Origin of the sequence: Ferruginibacter sp. (genome assembly GCF_028288465.1) — a bacterium.
In the GTDB taxonomy this organism is placed as follows: domain Bacteria; phylum Bacteroidota; class Bacteroidia; order Chitinophagales; family Chitinophagaceae; genus Ferruginibacter.
Map to the genome: position 1 here is coordinate 47,992 of NZ_JAQBNR010000056.1, position 15,051 is coordinate 63,042.

A 15,051-nucleotide genomic window follows, 5' to 3' on the forward strand; every position below is an offset into this window, starting at 1 on the left:
CCGGAACCCAAAGCTGCGTTAGTAAAATCTAAAGTGAGACTGCAACTAAAAAAGTTATATCCAACTTTGAATCACACGGTTATTGGATAATTGCAAATTAATATCAATAGGAAAATTGCCAGGTGCGAATCCCTGGCTCATTAAGATTAAGATATCCAAAGCCTGATTGCCACCTCCAGACCATGGTGTGTAAAATAAAAAAAGTGCGCCACTAACGCAAGCCTTCACCTGCACTGACAATTGTAAAATTTCATCAGACAGAACTGTTACCAAACCCGATGGCACCAGCATAAAACTAATGAGCGGGTATGAAATTGACAAGGATGGCAAAACCACGATAATTGCCCAACGGCAGGCCACGTTTGTACAAAGGATTGCCCGATGGCAAAGAAAATGTAAACTTTCTGGGGTTAGTGAAACCGCTAACCCCTGTTTTTTCGGTCCAATAATTTGATTTATTATTGGGGCACACGGCGCATACTTCTTAAATACAGGCAGTAGGTTGCTGGTACAATTGTTTAAAGGCTGGCATCAATTAAACCGGAGGTAACAATATGGAGTTATAATTGTTGGTATCACAATGGATCGATTTTTTAATTTCAAATTGCAGGCGGATAATTCTACATTACAAAAAAAATAAACAGCATGGAAACATACTACAATCCTGATGATTTAAAAAAATTTGGAAACCTTGCCGATTTTCAAAAGAACCTCGGCGATAAATTTTTTGCCTATTACGGAGAAGTTTTTAAAGACGATGCATTGACTGCCCGGGAAAAATCATTGATCGCTTTGGCGGTGGCGCATGCGGTGCAATGCCCCTACTGCATTGATGCCTACAGCAGCGATGCGTTTGAAAAAGGCTGGAGCGAGGCACAGATGATGGAAGCAGTACATGTGGCATGCGCTATACGTGGCGGCGCTTCACTGGTACATGGGGTGCAGATGATGAATAAGGTAAAAGAAATAGCAATGTAACATGAAATCATTATTGGCAGAACATAGTAGACTCGCCATCGCAAGCGAACAGATCGATATTCTGGAACATGGACAAAGTCCCGGTTACAGGCTAATTCCCTTTCAGCAACAACTGGAAGCAAGTGGCTTGTATCCTTTACATCCAACTACACTCGAAGTGTTCCAGGTAAATGTGGGCAAGATGTGTAACCAGGTTTGCAAACATTGCCACGTGGATGCCGGGCCCGACCGCAAAGAAATTATGAGTCAGGAAACGATGCAGCTATGCCTGGAGGCATTGAAAAATAATCCTTCGTTAAAAACGGTAGATATTACCGGTGGTGCCCCGGAAATGAATCCGCATTTCAGGTGGTTTGTTGAAGCAATCAAAAAACTGGACAGGCATATCATCGTTCGATGCAATCTTACCATCATTCTGGCCAATTCAAAATACAATCACCTTCCGGAGTTTTATAAACAACACCAGGTAGAAGTAGTTTCTTCTCTTCCATTTTATACACAGGACAGAACAGACCGGCAACGTGGTAACGGTGTATTTGAAGACAGCATTAAAGCATTGCAAATGCTGAATGGTGTTGGTTATGGTTTGGAAGAAACCGGACTGACTTTGAATTTAGTGTACAACCCGGCCGGTGCATTTTTACCGCCGTCACAATTGGCGTTGGAAAAAGAATACAAGACAGCATTAAGCAATCAGTATGGCATCGCGTTTAATAATTTGTTTGCCATTACCAATCTTCCCATCAGTCGCTTTTTAGACTACCTCTTGCAAAGCGGCAATTATGAAAAATATATGGAGAAATTGCTGATGGCTTACAACCCTGTTGCAGCTGCCAATGTAATGTGCCGGAATACCATTTCAGTTGGATGGGATGGTTATTTATACGATTGCGATTTTAACCAGATGCTGGATTTAAAACTGTCAGGCAGTTGCAGGCACATAGCACAATTCAACACGGAAAAACTTCAGAACAGGGAGATCATTGTTGGGCAACATTGTTATGGATGCACGGCTGGCGCTGGCAGCAGTTGCGGTGGTGCAGTAGCCTGATATAATCTTTTTTATAATAACAAACAACGTAACAATATAACAGTTATGATGGATCAACTCAACGAAGCAACGGCGTATCTACAATCAAAAGGAATACATAAGGCAGATGCAGGTATTGTGTTGGGAACAGGCTTGCATCACCTGGTAAACCTCATGGAAATTATTCAAACCATACCCTATGCAGACATCCCCAACTTTCCTGTATCAACAGTAGAATTTCATAAAGGCAATTTTATTTATGGCACTATCGGCAATAAAAAAGTGCTGGTGATGCAGGGTCGCTTTCATGCGTATGAAGGTTATTCCATGCAGCAGGTTGTGTTTCCCATAAGGGTTATGAAGCTGCTGGGCATCCAATATTTGTTGCTGTCCAATGCAGCCGGTGGTATCAATCTCAATTTCAAAAAAGGTGACCTGGTGTTGATTGAAGACCACATCAATTTACAAAATGGCAACCCATTGACAGGTAAAAATCTGGATGAACTCGGCAGCCGTTTCCCGGACATGAGTGAACCCTACAGCCAATTGCTATCGCAGGAATTGATTGATAAAGCAACCACTTTAAATATTATGCTACATAAAGGTGTGTATGCTGCGGTCAATGGACCTAACCTGGAAACCCGCGCAGAATACCGTTACCTGAAAGTCATTGGAGCCGACCTGGTGGGCATGTCGACTGTCCCGGAAGTAATTGCCGCTAACCACACGCAACTGCCATGTGCTGCTGTTTCTGTTGTAACAGATGAATGTGACCCTGATCATTTAAAGCCGGTAAATATTGCAGAGATTATTGCAGTGGCAGGCAAAGCAGATGAAAAATTATCCATGCTTTTTTATGAAACAATCAAAGCATTGCAATGACACAGGCACTTTTAATTTTTGCAAAAAATTTGATTCATGGCAAGGTAAAAAGCAGGCTGGCGGGCACTATCGGCAACGATGCCGCCATGAATGTGTACAAGCATCTGCTGCGACATACAGCGTCTATTACAGATCAGCTGCCCGTTCATAAAATCCTATTTTATTCAGACAGTATTGAAACCAATGATGCCTGGTGTGACAAAAAATATGATAAACAAATGCAGTCAGGCAATGATTTGGGAGAACGGATGCGGCATGCATTTGAAAACGCATTTGCGAAGGGAAATAAAGAAGTTGTAATTATTGGTACAGACTGTTTGGATATATCAACTGATGTAATAACACAAGCCTTCTCCCATTTAAAAAATTTCGACGTGGTGATAGGCCCGGCAAAAGATGGTGGTTATTATCTCGCAGGGATGAAACAATTGCACGCTGCCCTTTTCATAAACATCAACTGGAGTACCAGTGAAGTGTTGCAACAAACATTGGACATTTGCAAGCATAAAAACCTGTCTGTTTATTTGCTGCCGGTGTTATCAGATATAGACACAGAAAAGGATTTGAGCGAAGCGCAGAAACAATTCTTTCAAACAAATCAGCGGGAAAGATGATGACTGTAATTATTCCAACTTTCAATGAAGCTGCGCATATTCAATCCACCATTCAGCAGCTGAGGGAACGTGATGCTGGCAATTTGATTAAAGAAATTATAATAGTGGATGGTGGAAGCACAGATGACACGGTGGCCATTGCCAAAGCAGCCAATGCAACAGTCGCAGTGAGCCCTGCAAAAGGTCGTTCGGCTCAAATGAATTATGGTGCCTCTTTTGCAACGGAAGATATTTTATACTTTTTGCACGCCGATACAATCCCACCCAGGAACTTCAGCACCGATATTGCAATGTCGGCTGAAAAGGGCTTTGGTGCAGGTTGCTTCCTGTTGTCATTTGATTATGATCATTGGTTTTTAAGAGCCAATTGCTGGTTTACCCGGTTTGATGTGGATGCCATACGCTTTGGTGACCAGAGTTTATTTGTAACCAAAGCAGCTTTTGAAAAGGCAAACGGTTTTTGCGAAAAACACATTGTATTGGAAGACCAGCACCTGATAAAACGCTTAAAAAAAATAACGCGTTTTACCATTATAAAAAAACCGGTCCTGACTTCTGCCAGGAAATACCTGGAGAATGGCATCTATAAAACACAGGCTATATTTTTTATCATTTATGGCATGTATCGCCTTGGCTATCCGCAGGAAAAACTGGTGACTGCTTATAGAAAAATGATCAATCAAAATAAGATTTAAAAAAGGCTGTTATTGTATGACGAAAAAGCAATATGATATCATTGTAATCGGCGCCGGTTCGGCAGGGCTAAGCGTTGGCTTATTTATGAATACGGCTGGCTTTAAAGTGTTGATGCTGGCAAAAACAGATATGGCCATTGGTGGAGATTGCCTGAACGATGGCTGTGTTCCCAGCAAGGCATTGATTCATGTAGCAAAGATTGTCAACAGCGGCAAAGTGGCCGCTGCATTTGGCTTACAGGTAAGCGGTCATGTAGATATAAAGAAGGTCATTGAGTATGTTTATTCCAAACAGGCAGTGATCCGCAAACATGAAAATGCGCAATGGCTGAAGGAACAGGGCATTGATGTTGTGTTGGGCAACGCCAGCTTTGCAGGTAAACACAAAGTGGCTGTAAACGGAGAAACATTTACCGGGAAAAAGATTGTCATCGCCACGGGCTCCAGTCCGAAAAAATTAAACGTGCCCGGCGCTGAAAAAATAACCTTGTACGACAACGAGAGTATCTTTCATCTGCAGCATTTACCTGAACGACTTTTAGTTGTTGGTGGTGGCCCGATAGGTATCGAGATGGCACAGGCTTTACACCGGCTTGGCAGCAAGGTAACCGTTGTTCATAAAGGTGCCATGATTTTAGAACACGATGAACCATCGGTAGCGATAATCCTGCTGCAACAATTGCAGGCAGAGGGAATTGAATTTATTTTCAACGCTTCTGTTGAGCAATTCACCACTGCCAATGAAGGCATCATACAAATGGCAAATGGTAACACGCAAGTCGTGCAATTCGATGCGGTCTTTGTCGCCATTGGCAGAGAACTTATATCGGAGCCCTTGCATTTACAAAATGCAGGCATCAGTGTTAAGGATGATAAAATAGTCATTGATCGATACCTGCGGACCACCAATAAGGATGTATTTGTTTGCGGTGATATTGCAGGCGATCTCCAGTTTTCTCATGCAGCAGAATTTCATGCAAGGATATTAATCAACAACTTTTTTTCTCCTTTTAAAAAGAAGTTAGATAACCGCTTTATGTCCTGGGTAACCTTTACGGACCCTGAATTGGCAACGTTTGGGTTGAATGAGAAACAGTTAAAGGAAAGAGACATTTCCTATGAAAAATTAGAACAGGATTTTAGCATGGATGACCGGGCGGTCGTTGATAATTACCAGTACGGCAAACAGATTTTATTTATCAGCAAAAATGCTTTGTTTAAAAAGCAGGTATTGTTGGGAGGCACGATGATTGCACCCAATGCAGGCGAACTGATGCAGGAACTTATTTTGGCCAACGCCGGCAAAATTTCGATTAATGCTATTTTTAATAAGGTGTATCCCTACCCTGTGGCAGCAAGAGTAAATCAATTATTGATTGTAAAACATAAAGAAAAAACCCTGACGGCCACGGTGAAAAAACTATTGCAACAAGCCTATAAAATATTCAGCTGATGGCATTATGGAATTTAATTAAAGAATGGTTTTTAAGCCCCGGTACAAAGTACAACGTAAACCCTTACATTTTCGGTGGCATCTACGTTGGAGCCATTCCTTTATTCTTTGTTTGCCTGGGTTGGACTATGAAAAGAATGAAAAATAAAAAGCCCTATGCATTGCCGCTATTGCTTACAGGTGGCTGTTTTGTATCGGCGTATGTATACCTCTTCTTTGTGGGCAAAAACATTCCGCAATGGGTTTATTTTTTTATTGCAGCCATGATTGGGTACGGCGTTTATTCAACTGTTTTAAAAATCAGGAAAAAGATATAACAACACCATGATACATGCCATATTCGATAAAATCGGTGCACCTGTTTTGACTGTCATTTTTGTAGTGTTGTTTTTGTTTGAAACAAAATGTCAGCTTCGTAAAAGAGTGCAAAACAGGTGGCGGAGAATAATTGTAAATCTGTTGGCTTCCGCCCCCTCTTTTGCGTTGTTGCGATTTATGTTTTTACCAGCCATGGTTTGGCTTGCTTATACAAATGAAACTTACCATGTTGGATTAAACTACCAGTATGCTCTGCCTTCCTGGATGGAAGCTGCCATCGCCTTTATAGTGCTGGACTATGGAAACTATTTATGGCATGTGCTCAATCACAAAATCCCGCTGCTATGGCGTTTTCACCTTGTTCATCATACCGATCCTGACCTGGATATTACAACCGCTTTTCGTTTTCATTTTGGTGAAATGATTGGCTCCCTTTTCTTCCGCGGAGCGTTTGTATTTTTTACGGGTGCCACTCCGTTACTTGTATTGATCTATGAAATTATTTTTGAAGCCGCCACGCAGTTTCACCACAGCAACTGGAAACTTCCCATCAAACTGGAAAAACTGCTGAATATCATATTCGTTACACCCCGGATGCATGGCATTCATCATTCCATCGTACAAGAAGAAACAGACAGCAACTACTCGGTCATTTTTTCCTGCTGGGACCGCCTGCATAAAACGATGCGCCTGCATGTAAAGCAAGATGACATTACCATCGGCGTGGCTCCGTATAATAATCCTGCTGAACTGACAACAGGTTATCTATTGAAGTTACCTTTTACAAAAATCAGGAAGGGAAAGCGCTATAAACAATAATAGAAAAGTCATGATTGTAATTACAAATTTTCTCTGACCTCACTACTGTTTCCATCGTCGATCCGGAGGTACGCCAATTACAACATCTTTTATTTTTTTGCTTTGTTGTCTAAAATATGCTGCAATTTCTGAAGCTTCTTAGCCCAGAATTTATCAAAATAGTTAATGAAGTCCTGTACTTCATTGAAACCGTCCTGGTTTAAAACGCAGTGCCTTTCCCTGCCGATATCTGTAATAGTAATGAAGCCGGCGATGTGCAAAATTTTGATATGCTTTGACACAGCGGGCCGGCTCATATCAAAGTTTTCCGCCAGCGAATTAATGGCCATGCTATCGTTTGAAAGCATCATTAACATTTGCCTGCGGCTGGGATCGGCAATAACCTGAAAGGCATCCGACGTTTGTGTCGTCATTTTTTAGAAACTTTTAAAAGTTCACCCAATTTGTTACCCAGGAAAGATTGAGGATTTCTATTTACAGTGATCATTTTTGCGAAGAAATTTCTACAGGAAATTAACGATTTTAAGTGGAGACCAGATATCAGACTTTGGCATGTTTTTAATCCAGTTTTCTTGATCACTTCACTTCCAGATTTACTCAAAAAAGGTAATTCTTTTATTGTTTAAAATATCCAGCGGGCTATTGATGCAATTTTTTGACTGGTCTTATTGGTGGTACGTAGCTGTAAAATCGTCCTGTTACGGAAGTAGAATGGTTCAGAAAAGCAAGGGTGATAGTTATCCACGCCAAAGTTGATATTTTAAAAAGCCTGAAAGCTCTAATCCATTGCATTAAACAACAATTAAAATTATAACACTACAATTAAACACACAAAAAATTATCGATTATGAAAGCATTGGTTTACTATGGGCCCAGGGATGTCAGGATTGCAGAAATGCCTGATGCAAAAATTGAAGCCCCCACTGACGTACTGGTAAAAATCACCACTACCAATATCTGCGGTTCAGACCTTCATATGTATGAAGGAAGAACAAATATGGAAACAGGTAGGATATTTGGTCACGAAAACCTGGGTGAAGTGATAGAAATAGGAAGTGCGGTTACCCAAATTAAAGTAGGCGATATGGTTTGTATGCCATTTAATATCGGCTGCGGTCACTGCAGAAATTGTGAATCAGGTCTGACAGGTTTTTGCCTTACTATGAATCCTGATCCAAACATGGCTGGCGCTGCTTATGGTTTCGCTGGGATGGGTCCCTACAGTGGTGGGCAGGCCGAATTTCTTAGAGTGCCGCATGGTGATTTTAACTGCCTTAAACTACCGGAAGATGCGACAGAAAAGGAGAATGATTATGTAATGCTTTCAGACATTTTCCCTACCGGTTATCATGCAACTGAGCTGGCTGGCGTACTGCCCGGCGACTCGGTAGTAATATATGGCGCAGGTCCGGTAGGCCTTATGGCGGCACATTCTGCTGCCATTAAAGGGGCAGGAAAAATAATGGTTGTTGACAATCACCCCGACAGGCTAAAACTTGCTGAAGATATGGGAGCCATCGCCATTGACTTTTCCAAACACTCCGCAGTAGAACAGGTACTGGAGCTTACAGACGGAAAGGGTGCAGACAGGGGCTGTGAGTGTGTGGGCTACCAGTGTTGCGACAAACATGGCAGGGAACATTCCAACGTTACTATGAATGAGTTGGTACAAGCTGTAAAAGCTACGGGATCAATTGGCGTGGTAGGTGTGTTTGTAAAAGAAGATCCAAAATCAAAAGAAGAGCTTCAAAAAAGAGGGCATATGGATTTTGATTTTGGCTCATTCTGGATGAAAGGCCAGCGGATGGCTACGGGACAGGCGAATGTAAAATCATACAACCGCCAGCTTTGCGCCCTCATCTCCTCCGGTAAAGCAAAACCGTCCTCAATAATTTCGCATGAATTGTCACTTGACGAGGCTCCTCAAGCTTATGAAAATTTTGATGAAAGAATGAAGGGATGGACAAAAGTGATACTGAAGCCGGGGAAAACTGGACGAAAAAATGCCATGAAAAAACAGGCAAAGCATACCGTGCTATAAAGGGCGACACATTACAGTAAGCCCGGCATTTGCCGGGTTTATTTTTTGCTTATAATACCTACCTGAGATTCCGATACCCGTTCAATGGAGTGTACATTTTCCAACCTCTAGCACATGATAAAGACTATTGAAAAAAATAATAGAACGAATGGGATTAAAATAGACACTTTAAAGAATAACCAACGCTTGGGTTTGGCGGAAAGACATAAGTATTTCAATAAAAAATCACAGCTCCTTTACAGCAGCTGTGATTTTTTATATATAAAGACCTCTCCGATTTTTTTATTGCGGGCTTTTATCTTTCATTTTTATTTTTACTGAACCATCTTTTTTAACCTTGTATTTTTTTATATCCGCCGCATTGTTAGCCCAAGGATTGGTCCCGTCAACTATAATCTCCTGTTGTCCGGCCTTATCTACTACAATTGTTGGTGGCAGGCTTTGGGCTTTGGTCCAGTTTTCCGCTCCCTTCTCCTGATACCAGTAAGTATCAGATGCCTGGTCATAGTAGACATTCTGCTCAGGATAAAAAACATACTTGTGGCCTGTCGTGGTGGTTGTAGTAGTGACCGTCTTACTCGTGCTATCCTGAGCGAATGTTGTCAGTGCACTTCCACATATCAGCATACCTAAAAGAATCTTTTTCATAATACAAATTTTAAGTTTTCAATTAATTTACCACAACATATATGACCAAAAACATGCCAAAGAAAACCGCATGAGTGTAGAATAAATTCCATTATTACTCTTTTTTGAAAGCAGGTTATTTTAAAAAGGAAACTGACCATGCAGCATTTTTGTTTCCGAACAGTATCAATCGCTTACTGACGCAAATACGTGACGTTGGCTATGTTACCCGGCTTTTACATGCGATTCCATCTGCTACGGTTTGGTATTTTCCAGAAACGAAGTCTCAACTGAAGGGAAGCTTTTTGAGTGGACTAAATAAGGCATAACATTAATTTCAAGAAGGAGTTCCTCACCTATTGTTTATATTGAAAAAGACTCTCGTTAAAGGCACGACGGAGCGCAGCTAACCTGGATCCAAATACTCCATTTTCAACCAAGGGTTTGCAGATACGCACACTTTCTATAAAATTTGAAAAAATGTGCTACATGATCAATAAAATTTTCCTGCGCAACATTTCTTATGTGTGGCAATACACGTACTTACTGATCTTCGAACGTATATTTAGTGTGTGTTTCAAGCAACCGCTTTGCATGTCGTAAGTAACTGATAAATAAAGTCCCATGAATGAACTGCTATCAGCCCGTACTGAAAAATTCTGGAGCAATTTTCTGCAGTTTTATAGAACTGTTATTGTTCAAAAGGGTATGGATGTTTCTGCTGGTTACCTTTGCTTAAGCAAGACAAACTAAAAAATTGAAACATATTGTCTACCATTGATAACGCGTTGGCATTAGTGGCAAAGCGGCTGTATTCTGTAACTCGTTTTCTGGTAACACACCCCTCTGGCTTTTCTACAAAGCGGAATTTTGCAAACGGATCTTTGCCCAAACAGCCATCAGGCAAATAGTGGGGGTCGTTTTTTCCGGACATTGCGGGGATATTTGATGACGATACTGCGATCATATTTTTGAATATAGGTTACCAAACACGAAGCAGTAAAATAATTGGTATGTTTTATTGACCGGTGTTAAGTAATACAATTTTATTGTTCTACATTTATCTCAACTATTTCTTGCTGCGGCTGCCTTTTCAACAATCACGAATTGTATGGTTTTTGATAAATTTCAACAATCGAATTACAACCTGTTTGATTTCAGCAAACGTAACGTTTGGCAAAAATCAGTTATTACTCTCTTGCTCGTATGTGTGGCAAATTTCATCAAATATTTGCTGCGGAATTATATTGGCCATGGCACTCCGTTTTTACTTTATTTTGGTTTCATCATGCTATGTGGCCGTTTTGTTGGTTTCTGGTATGCCATAGCCTGCACACTTATTTTCGGTATCATCGCTACAATATACTTTCTCATACCATTGGAAGGGTTTACCGCAGTAGCTTTTTTTAAAATGGCGGTCTATCTGATGGAGGGGTATTTCATCGCTGCCCTGGCAAGCGGTTTGCGGAAAAGAGTGGAAGCATTGGAGATCAGTGAATTAAATTTCAGCACACTCATCTCCAAAAGTAAAGATGGGCTGGCCAAATTTTCTGCCGATGGGAAAATCCTCTACATCAGCCCTTCCATTGAAGCTATTACCGGGCTCAACAGAGAAGCACTTGCCGCGAGTCTGTTTAATATTTTTCCTTCCGAAAATGACCGAAAAGCAGTTGCCGAACACTTCTTAAGTGTCGTCAGCCATCCTGGAAAAAGTGCTGTTATAATTCACCCCTATCTTAACCGGGAGAAAAAAAAACGTTGGATGGAAACCATATTTACCAACTGTCTCGAAGTGGATGGTGTAAATGCGGTTGTTGCCAATTTTCGGGATGTCACGGAAAGAGTAGAAGCTGATATAAAGAAAAATGATTTTATCGGCATTATCTCTCACGAGATAAAGAATCCGTTAACAGTAATACAGTTTGCTGCCGAAATGCAAAATGAGGCTTTGGAACAAAATGATATGGAACAATTGCGGCAATTGAATGCAATTCTGAAGAACAGCTCCCAAAGAATGGCTGTTTTATTAAATGATTTGCTGAACTACTCAGGATTCGAAGCTTCTTTACTTAATCTAAAAATTAGCCCGGTGGCAATTGGCGACGTTATCAGCCGGGTACTGGTAAATTTTTCAACCAGCTATAATAACCCAGTTCTTATATGCGGCGACGTCTCAGTTGTTGTGCACATGGATGCCGCAAGGGTCGAACAGGTCCTTCTTAACCTTCTTTTTAATGCAGCGAAATACTCTCCTCCCAATGCAGACATTCGCTTGCATTGTACCTTATCCGACGATATGCTGATAATTGAAGTTATAGATCAGGGCAACGGAATTCCTCCACACGAGCAGGCCAATTTATTCAACAAATTCTACCGCATACCTGGCGGAGATCCGGGTATTAAAGGTTTTGGATTGGGTTTGTATATCTGTACTGAAATTGTAAAAGCTCACCATGGAAAAATCGGCGTTCATAGTACACCGGGTAACGGATCAACATTTTGGTTTGCAATACCAGTTCATACCCCTTTAAATCACCAACAGTCAAAGTCGTGAAGGAGTGGTTGCCTGCCGGGTATTGTTTTCCCTACTGAGAAGATTATGGCCAAAGAGTACCTGATTTTCGTTGAAGCCCTTGGAGATGAGGATGACTGAATTACAACCAGGTATAATACTCAAAATAGTTGGTAAAATATGCTATACTGCTTTACAGGATTATTTAGATAAAAATTTGGTGAAACCGGTTACGCCAGGCTTTTGTTGTTTATGAAAAAGTAGTTTATCGGTAATATGCGGGGCCGGTTCCAAACCAAGCAGCGCTTCAGATGTAAAAACTTCGGAATTTTATTTCCGCACAATGACAGGGAGTACCTACTCAACAATAGATTTGTCTAAAGTGTAATTTTATCAACGTTAAATGGCCGACATTCGGGAGAAATTACAGCACAAGATGGTATTATCCTGGCCAAAGCCCGGCTAATCGTCATGCAACGTTAAGAAAGAAGCCTTCGGTGAAATAGAACCGGACATCCGTGTTATCTCGGTTCACAAAATATTTATCAGTCAATCAAGGCTTCGGCTTGTTATTAGCCCTTCATTATAAATTAGCCAGACTTGTCTATTTTCGGATAAGTCCACTCTCGCACGCAAAAGTTTTTTTAAATTCAACCAGCTGGTAGCGGATTTGTTTTTAAGATATTTTATCTGGTATGCCATTTGAAATAACTACGACGCTGGTTATTGTATTCTTAAAATGAAACTACTTTGGATAATAAAGATAAAAAACCTGTAAGTGTGCTTGAAATCATAGGTACGGCAACGATAGGTGGAATGGAAAATCAAATACTTAATTTCTTCCGCAATGTTTCACTTGTGGATTTTAAAATAACCTGTATTTGTCCTTGCGAAAGCTTGTTCACTAACGAACTCCGAAATTTAGGATTCGAGGTTTTTATTACAGCATTGGCAGACGATCCTGAATGGCGATCTGTACAAACTGCTATTGAAGTTTGCCGGCTTCACAATGTTGATGTGATACACGCACATATGCCAAAATCACATGTACTGGCGGCCATCACAGGCAGTTTCGTACGAAAACCTGTAGTGGCTACGGTTCACGGTATGCATCTTACGTCTTTTGAACTCGGAGTGGCCCTTATATCCAAATCCCACTTAATTACCAATTGCCAGGAAAGTTATATACAAGCACTGGCGTTAGGGATACCTAAGGAACGTGTCTCTGTTTTTTCAAATGCTGTGGATATTCAAATGTACCATCCTACGAAGTGCGGGAAGCAATTGCGGGATGATTTAAATGTGCCATTAGGAACACCGCTAATCGGCTTTGTGGGAAGATTAGAATTTGAAAAAGGTCCGGATCTTTTTCTGTTAGCAGCAGCTTACATACACGAACACAGACCGGATGCACACTTTGCAATAGCAGGAACCGGATCTATGATGCCTGAGTTGATGCAAAGCGCCGCTAAACAACAACTTGATCAACACATACATTTTTTGGAATGGTCAACAAATCTTTCAGAAATTTACCCTGCCTTTGACGTGGTGGCTCATACTTCAAGGAGTGATGGCACTTCTTTAGTGGTACTGGAAGCAATGAGCAGCGGCAAACCAGTCGTAGCTATGGCTGTTGGCGGGGTGAAGGACATGATTGAAAATGAGCATACAGGAATATTGGTTAAACCCGGGGATTGGCAGCAACTTGGAGCCGAAATAATAAAATTATTGAACCACCCGGGCCTTTTGGATGATATGGGCAAGGCAGCACGGATTAGAGTTGAAAATCATTTCAATGTAATTAACAATGCTTCTAAAATCGCTGGCGTTTTAAAATCGGTAGCAATGACGAGTACCCGGCAGAGCACTATTGAATAAAAAGGATAACCAAGACGCAAGCTGTTTTGAACATGCACCAAAATAAACAGAATGAAAACATCTGCAGAAACTGCTCTTTATATCATTGCACATTCGGATGATTGGCAGTTATTTATGATGCCCAACATTTTAAATGAGTTGCTTGATCCAGCTTGCAAAATAGTTTTAATAATTACAACGGCCGGAGATGCCGGCCTGTCTGATAGCTTTTGGAAGGCCCGGGAAGAAGGTTCAAATAGTTCCATTCGTTTCTGTCATGCGGCGTTTTCTATTATTGAAGAAAGCACCGGCTTTAAATTGTATAACGGTCGTACCATTAATTATTCAGTGATAAATAATACAACTTCCTATTTTTTACGATTGCCTGATGGCGGCCTGAATGGCGATGGGTTTGCTTATTCAAACTATAAAAGTATTTCTAAACTGGAACAAGGATCCATCCATGAGATTGAGGCGATAGACGGGTCTGCCATTTATTATGGTTGGACAGACCTGGTAAATACCATCGCAACTATAATCAATACTGAATCTGAAAAAAATGCTAACTGTACATTGAATTATTTGAACCCCTCTAATATTGAAAACCCCAATGATCATCCCGATCATGGGTCAACGGGGCGGGCTGTACAGGCTGGAAAAATCTCATCCTTTTTAAAACAGCGGCTCTACGTTGGCTACAGCTTAACCAATTCGGCTGAACTATTGACAAATGAAGACCTGTTTTGGAAGAGTGGTATGATGGCAGCATATGATAAAGCGATTTTTGACAAATGCGGTTACAGCACACTAAAAGAAAATGTCAGTTTGTATATCAACTGGTGTAAACGCCCGGCGAAATATGTAAACATCTTTCCATTCAATAAATGAAAGTATAACCCTGCCACCCCGTTGTTAGGTATTCACGCCTGGCCAGCGCTCGGCACAAAATTATGCAAAGCCAGTTTAGCAGGCGATGTAGCACAGTTTGTAATGGTTCATTTAATTAAAATTTATTGCGGTGTATTTAAAGGAAGTTTATAAGGTACGGATTGCTACAAGGATACTGGCTTCACAGGGGAGCCCTTTTTATTATAAGACAATTACTTCGACAGGTGCTATTGCTTATTAAAATGATAGTTAAAAAATTGGCCTTTTTTCAATCAATGGAATTATTGATGTCGTCAGGGTTCATCCAAATTGTGCGTGTTATATTTGATTTGGTTTT

Annotated in this window: 15 protein-coding genes and 1 pseudogene; 13 read left to right on the forward strand and 3 right to left on the reverse strand. The window is 40.9% G+C overall.

Annotation, left to right across the window (positions count from 1 at the left end):
- Positions 1-211: 211 nt before the first annotated feature.
- The 9 genes and pseudogenes from JWR61_RS28315 to JWR61_RS21725 all read left to right on the forward strand — a co-directional run.
- A pseudogene (locus JWR61_RS28315) lies at positions 212-454 on the forward strand (hypothetical protein); the annotation flags it as partial.
- Positions 455-645: 191 nt separating this feature from the next.
- A complete protein-coding gene (locus JWR61_RS21690) occupies positions 646-978 on the forward strand; it encodes an arsenosugar biosynthesis-associated peroxidase-like protein (protein WP_301929796.1) in 333 nt (110 codons plus the stop codon).
- Position 979: 1 nt separating this feature from the next.
- The gene (gene arsS / locus JWR61_RS21695) at positions 980-2,029 is read left to right on the forward strand and encodes an arsenosugar biosynthesis radical SAM (seleno)protein ArsS (protein WP_301929797.1); all 1,050 of its coding nucleotides are present in this window, start codon (positions 980-982) and stop codon (positions 2,027-2,029) included.
- A 45-nt stretch (positions 2,030-2,074) separates the two neighbouring features.
- Positions 2,075-2,890, forward strand: a complete 816-nt coding sequence (locus JWR61_RS21700) for a purine-nucleoside phosphorylase (RefSeq protein WP_301929798.1) — start codon at positions 2,075-2,077, stop codon at positions 2,888-2,890.
- Positions 2,887-3,504: a TIGR04282 family arsenosugar biosynthesis glycosyltransferase gene (locus tag JWR61_RS21705; RefSeq protein WP_301929799.1), complete on the forward strand. Its 618-nt coding sequence runs from the start codon at positions 2,887-2,889 to the stop codon at positions 3,502-3,504. Before JWR61_RS21700 ends, JWR61_RS21705 begins: the two co-directional genes overlap by 4 nt.
- Positions 3,501-4,199 (forward strand): TIGR04283 family arsenosugar biosynthesis glycosyltransferase, encoded by a 699-nt coding sequence (locus JWR61_RS21710; RefSeq protein ID WP_301929800.1) that lies wholly within the window; start codon positions 3,501-3,503, stop codon positions 4,197-4,199. The genes JWR61_RS21705 and JWR61_RS21710 overlap by 4 nt, the downstream gene beginning before the upstream one ends.
- Before the next feature lie 16 nt (positions 4,200-4,215).
- Positions 4,216-5,652 carry an NAD(P)/FAD-dependent oxidoreductase gene (locus JWR61_RS21715; protein WP_301929801.1) on the forward strand — a complete coding sequence of 479 codons (1,437 nt, stop codon included), beginning with the start codon at positions 4,216-4,218 and terminating at the stop codon, positions 5,650-5,652.
- Positions 5,652-5,969, forward strand: a complete 318-nt coding sequence (locus tag JWR61_RS21720) for a hypothetical protein (RefSeq protein WP_301929802.1) — start codon at positions 5,652-5,654, stop codon at positions 5,967-5,969. Before JWR61_RS21715 ends, JWR61_RS21720 begins: the two co-directional genes overlap by 1 nt.
- Before the next feature lie 7 nt (positions 5,970-5,976).
- Positions 5,977-6,789 carry a sterol desaturase family protein gene (locus JWR61_RS21725; RefSeq protein WP_301929803.1) on the forward strand — a complete coding sequence of 271 codons (813 nt, stop codon included), beginning with the start codon at positions 5,977-5,979 and terminating at the stop codon, positions 6,787-6,789.
- A gap of 89 nt (positions 6,790-6,878) precedes the next feature.
- Here the strand turns inward: JWR61_RS21725 and JWR61_RS21730 are convergent, their stop codons facing one another.
- Positions 6,879-7,202, reverse strand: coding sequence for a helix-turn-helix transcriptional regulator (locus JWR61_RS21730; protein ID WP_301929804.1), 324 nt, complete (start codon positions 7,200-7,202; stop codon positions 6,879-6,881).
- A 434-nt stretch (positions 7,203-7,636) separates the two neighbouring features.
- Between JWR61_RS21730 and JWR61_RS21735 the strand changes: the two genes are divergently transcribed.
- Entirely contained in the window at positions 7,637-8,830 is a 1,194-nt protein-coding gene (locus JWR61_RS21735) for a glutathione-independent formaldehyde dehydrogenase (protein ID WP_301929805.1), read from the forward strand.
- A gap of 282 nt (positions 8,831-9,112) precedes the next feature.
- On the opposite strand, the gene JWR61_RS21740 is transcribed toward JWR61_RS21735, so the two are convergent.
- Together JWR61_RS21740 and JWR61_RS21745 are read right to left on the reverse strand one after the other, a co-directional pair.
- Positions 9,113-9,478 (reverse strand): hypothetical protein, encoded by a 366-nt coding sequence (locus JWR61_RS21740; RefSeq protein ID WP_301929806.1) that lies wholly within the window; start codon positions 9,476-9,478, stop codon positions 9,113-9,115.
- Between the two features lie 670 nt (positions 9,479-10,148).
- Positions 10,149-10,424 (reverse strand): hypothetical protein, encoded by a 276-nt coding sequence (locus JWR61_RS21745; protein ID WP_301929807.1) that lies wholly within the window; start codon positions 10,422-10,424, stop codon positions 10,149-10,151.
- Between the two features lie 144 nt (positions 10,425-10,568).
- On the opposite strand from JWR61_RS21745, the gene JWR61_RS21750 reads away from it, so the two are divergent.
- The 3 genes from JWR61_RS21750 (at position 10,569) to JWR61_RS21760 (ending at position 14,714) form a co-directional block, all read left to right on the forward strand.
- Complete coding sequence (locus tag JWR61_RS21750; protein ID WP_301929808.1) at positions 10,569-12,011, forward strand: ATP-binding protein; 1,443 nt, start codon at positions 10,569-10,571, stop codon at positions 12,009-12,011.
- Between the two features lie 708 nt (positions 12,012-12,719).
- Entirely contained in the window at positions 12,720-13,847 is a 1,128-nt protein-coding gene (locus JWR61_RS21755) for a glycosyltransferase family 4 protein (RefSeq protein WP_301929809.1), read from the forward strand.
- Positions 13,848-13,898: 51 nt separating this feature from the next.
- The gene (locus tag JWR61_RS21760; protein ID WP_301929810.1) at positions 13,899-14,714 is read left to right on the forward strand and encodes a PIG-L family deacetylase; all 816 of its coding nucleotides are present in this window, start codon (positions 13,899-13,901) and stop codon (positions 14,712-14,714) included.
- Positions 14,715-15,051 lie beyond the last annotated feature (337 nt).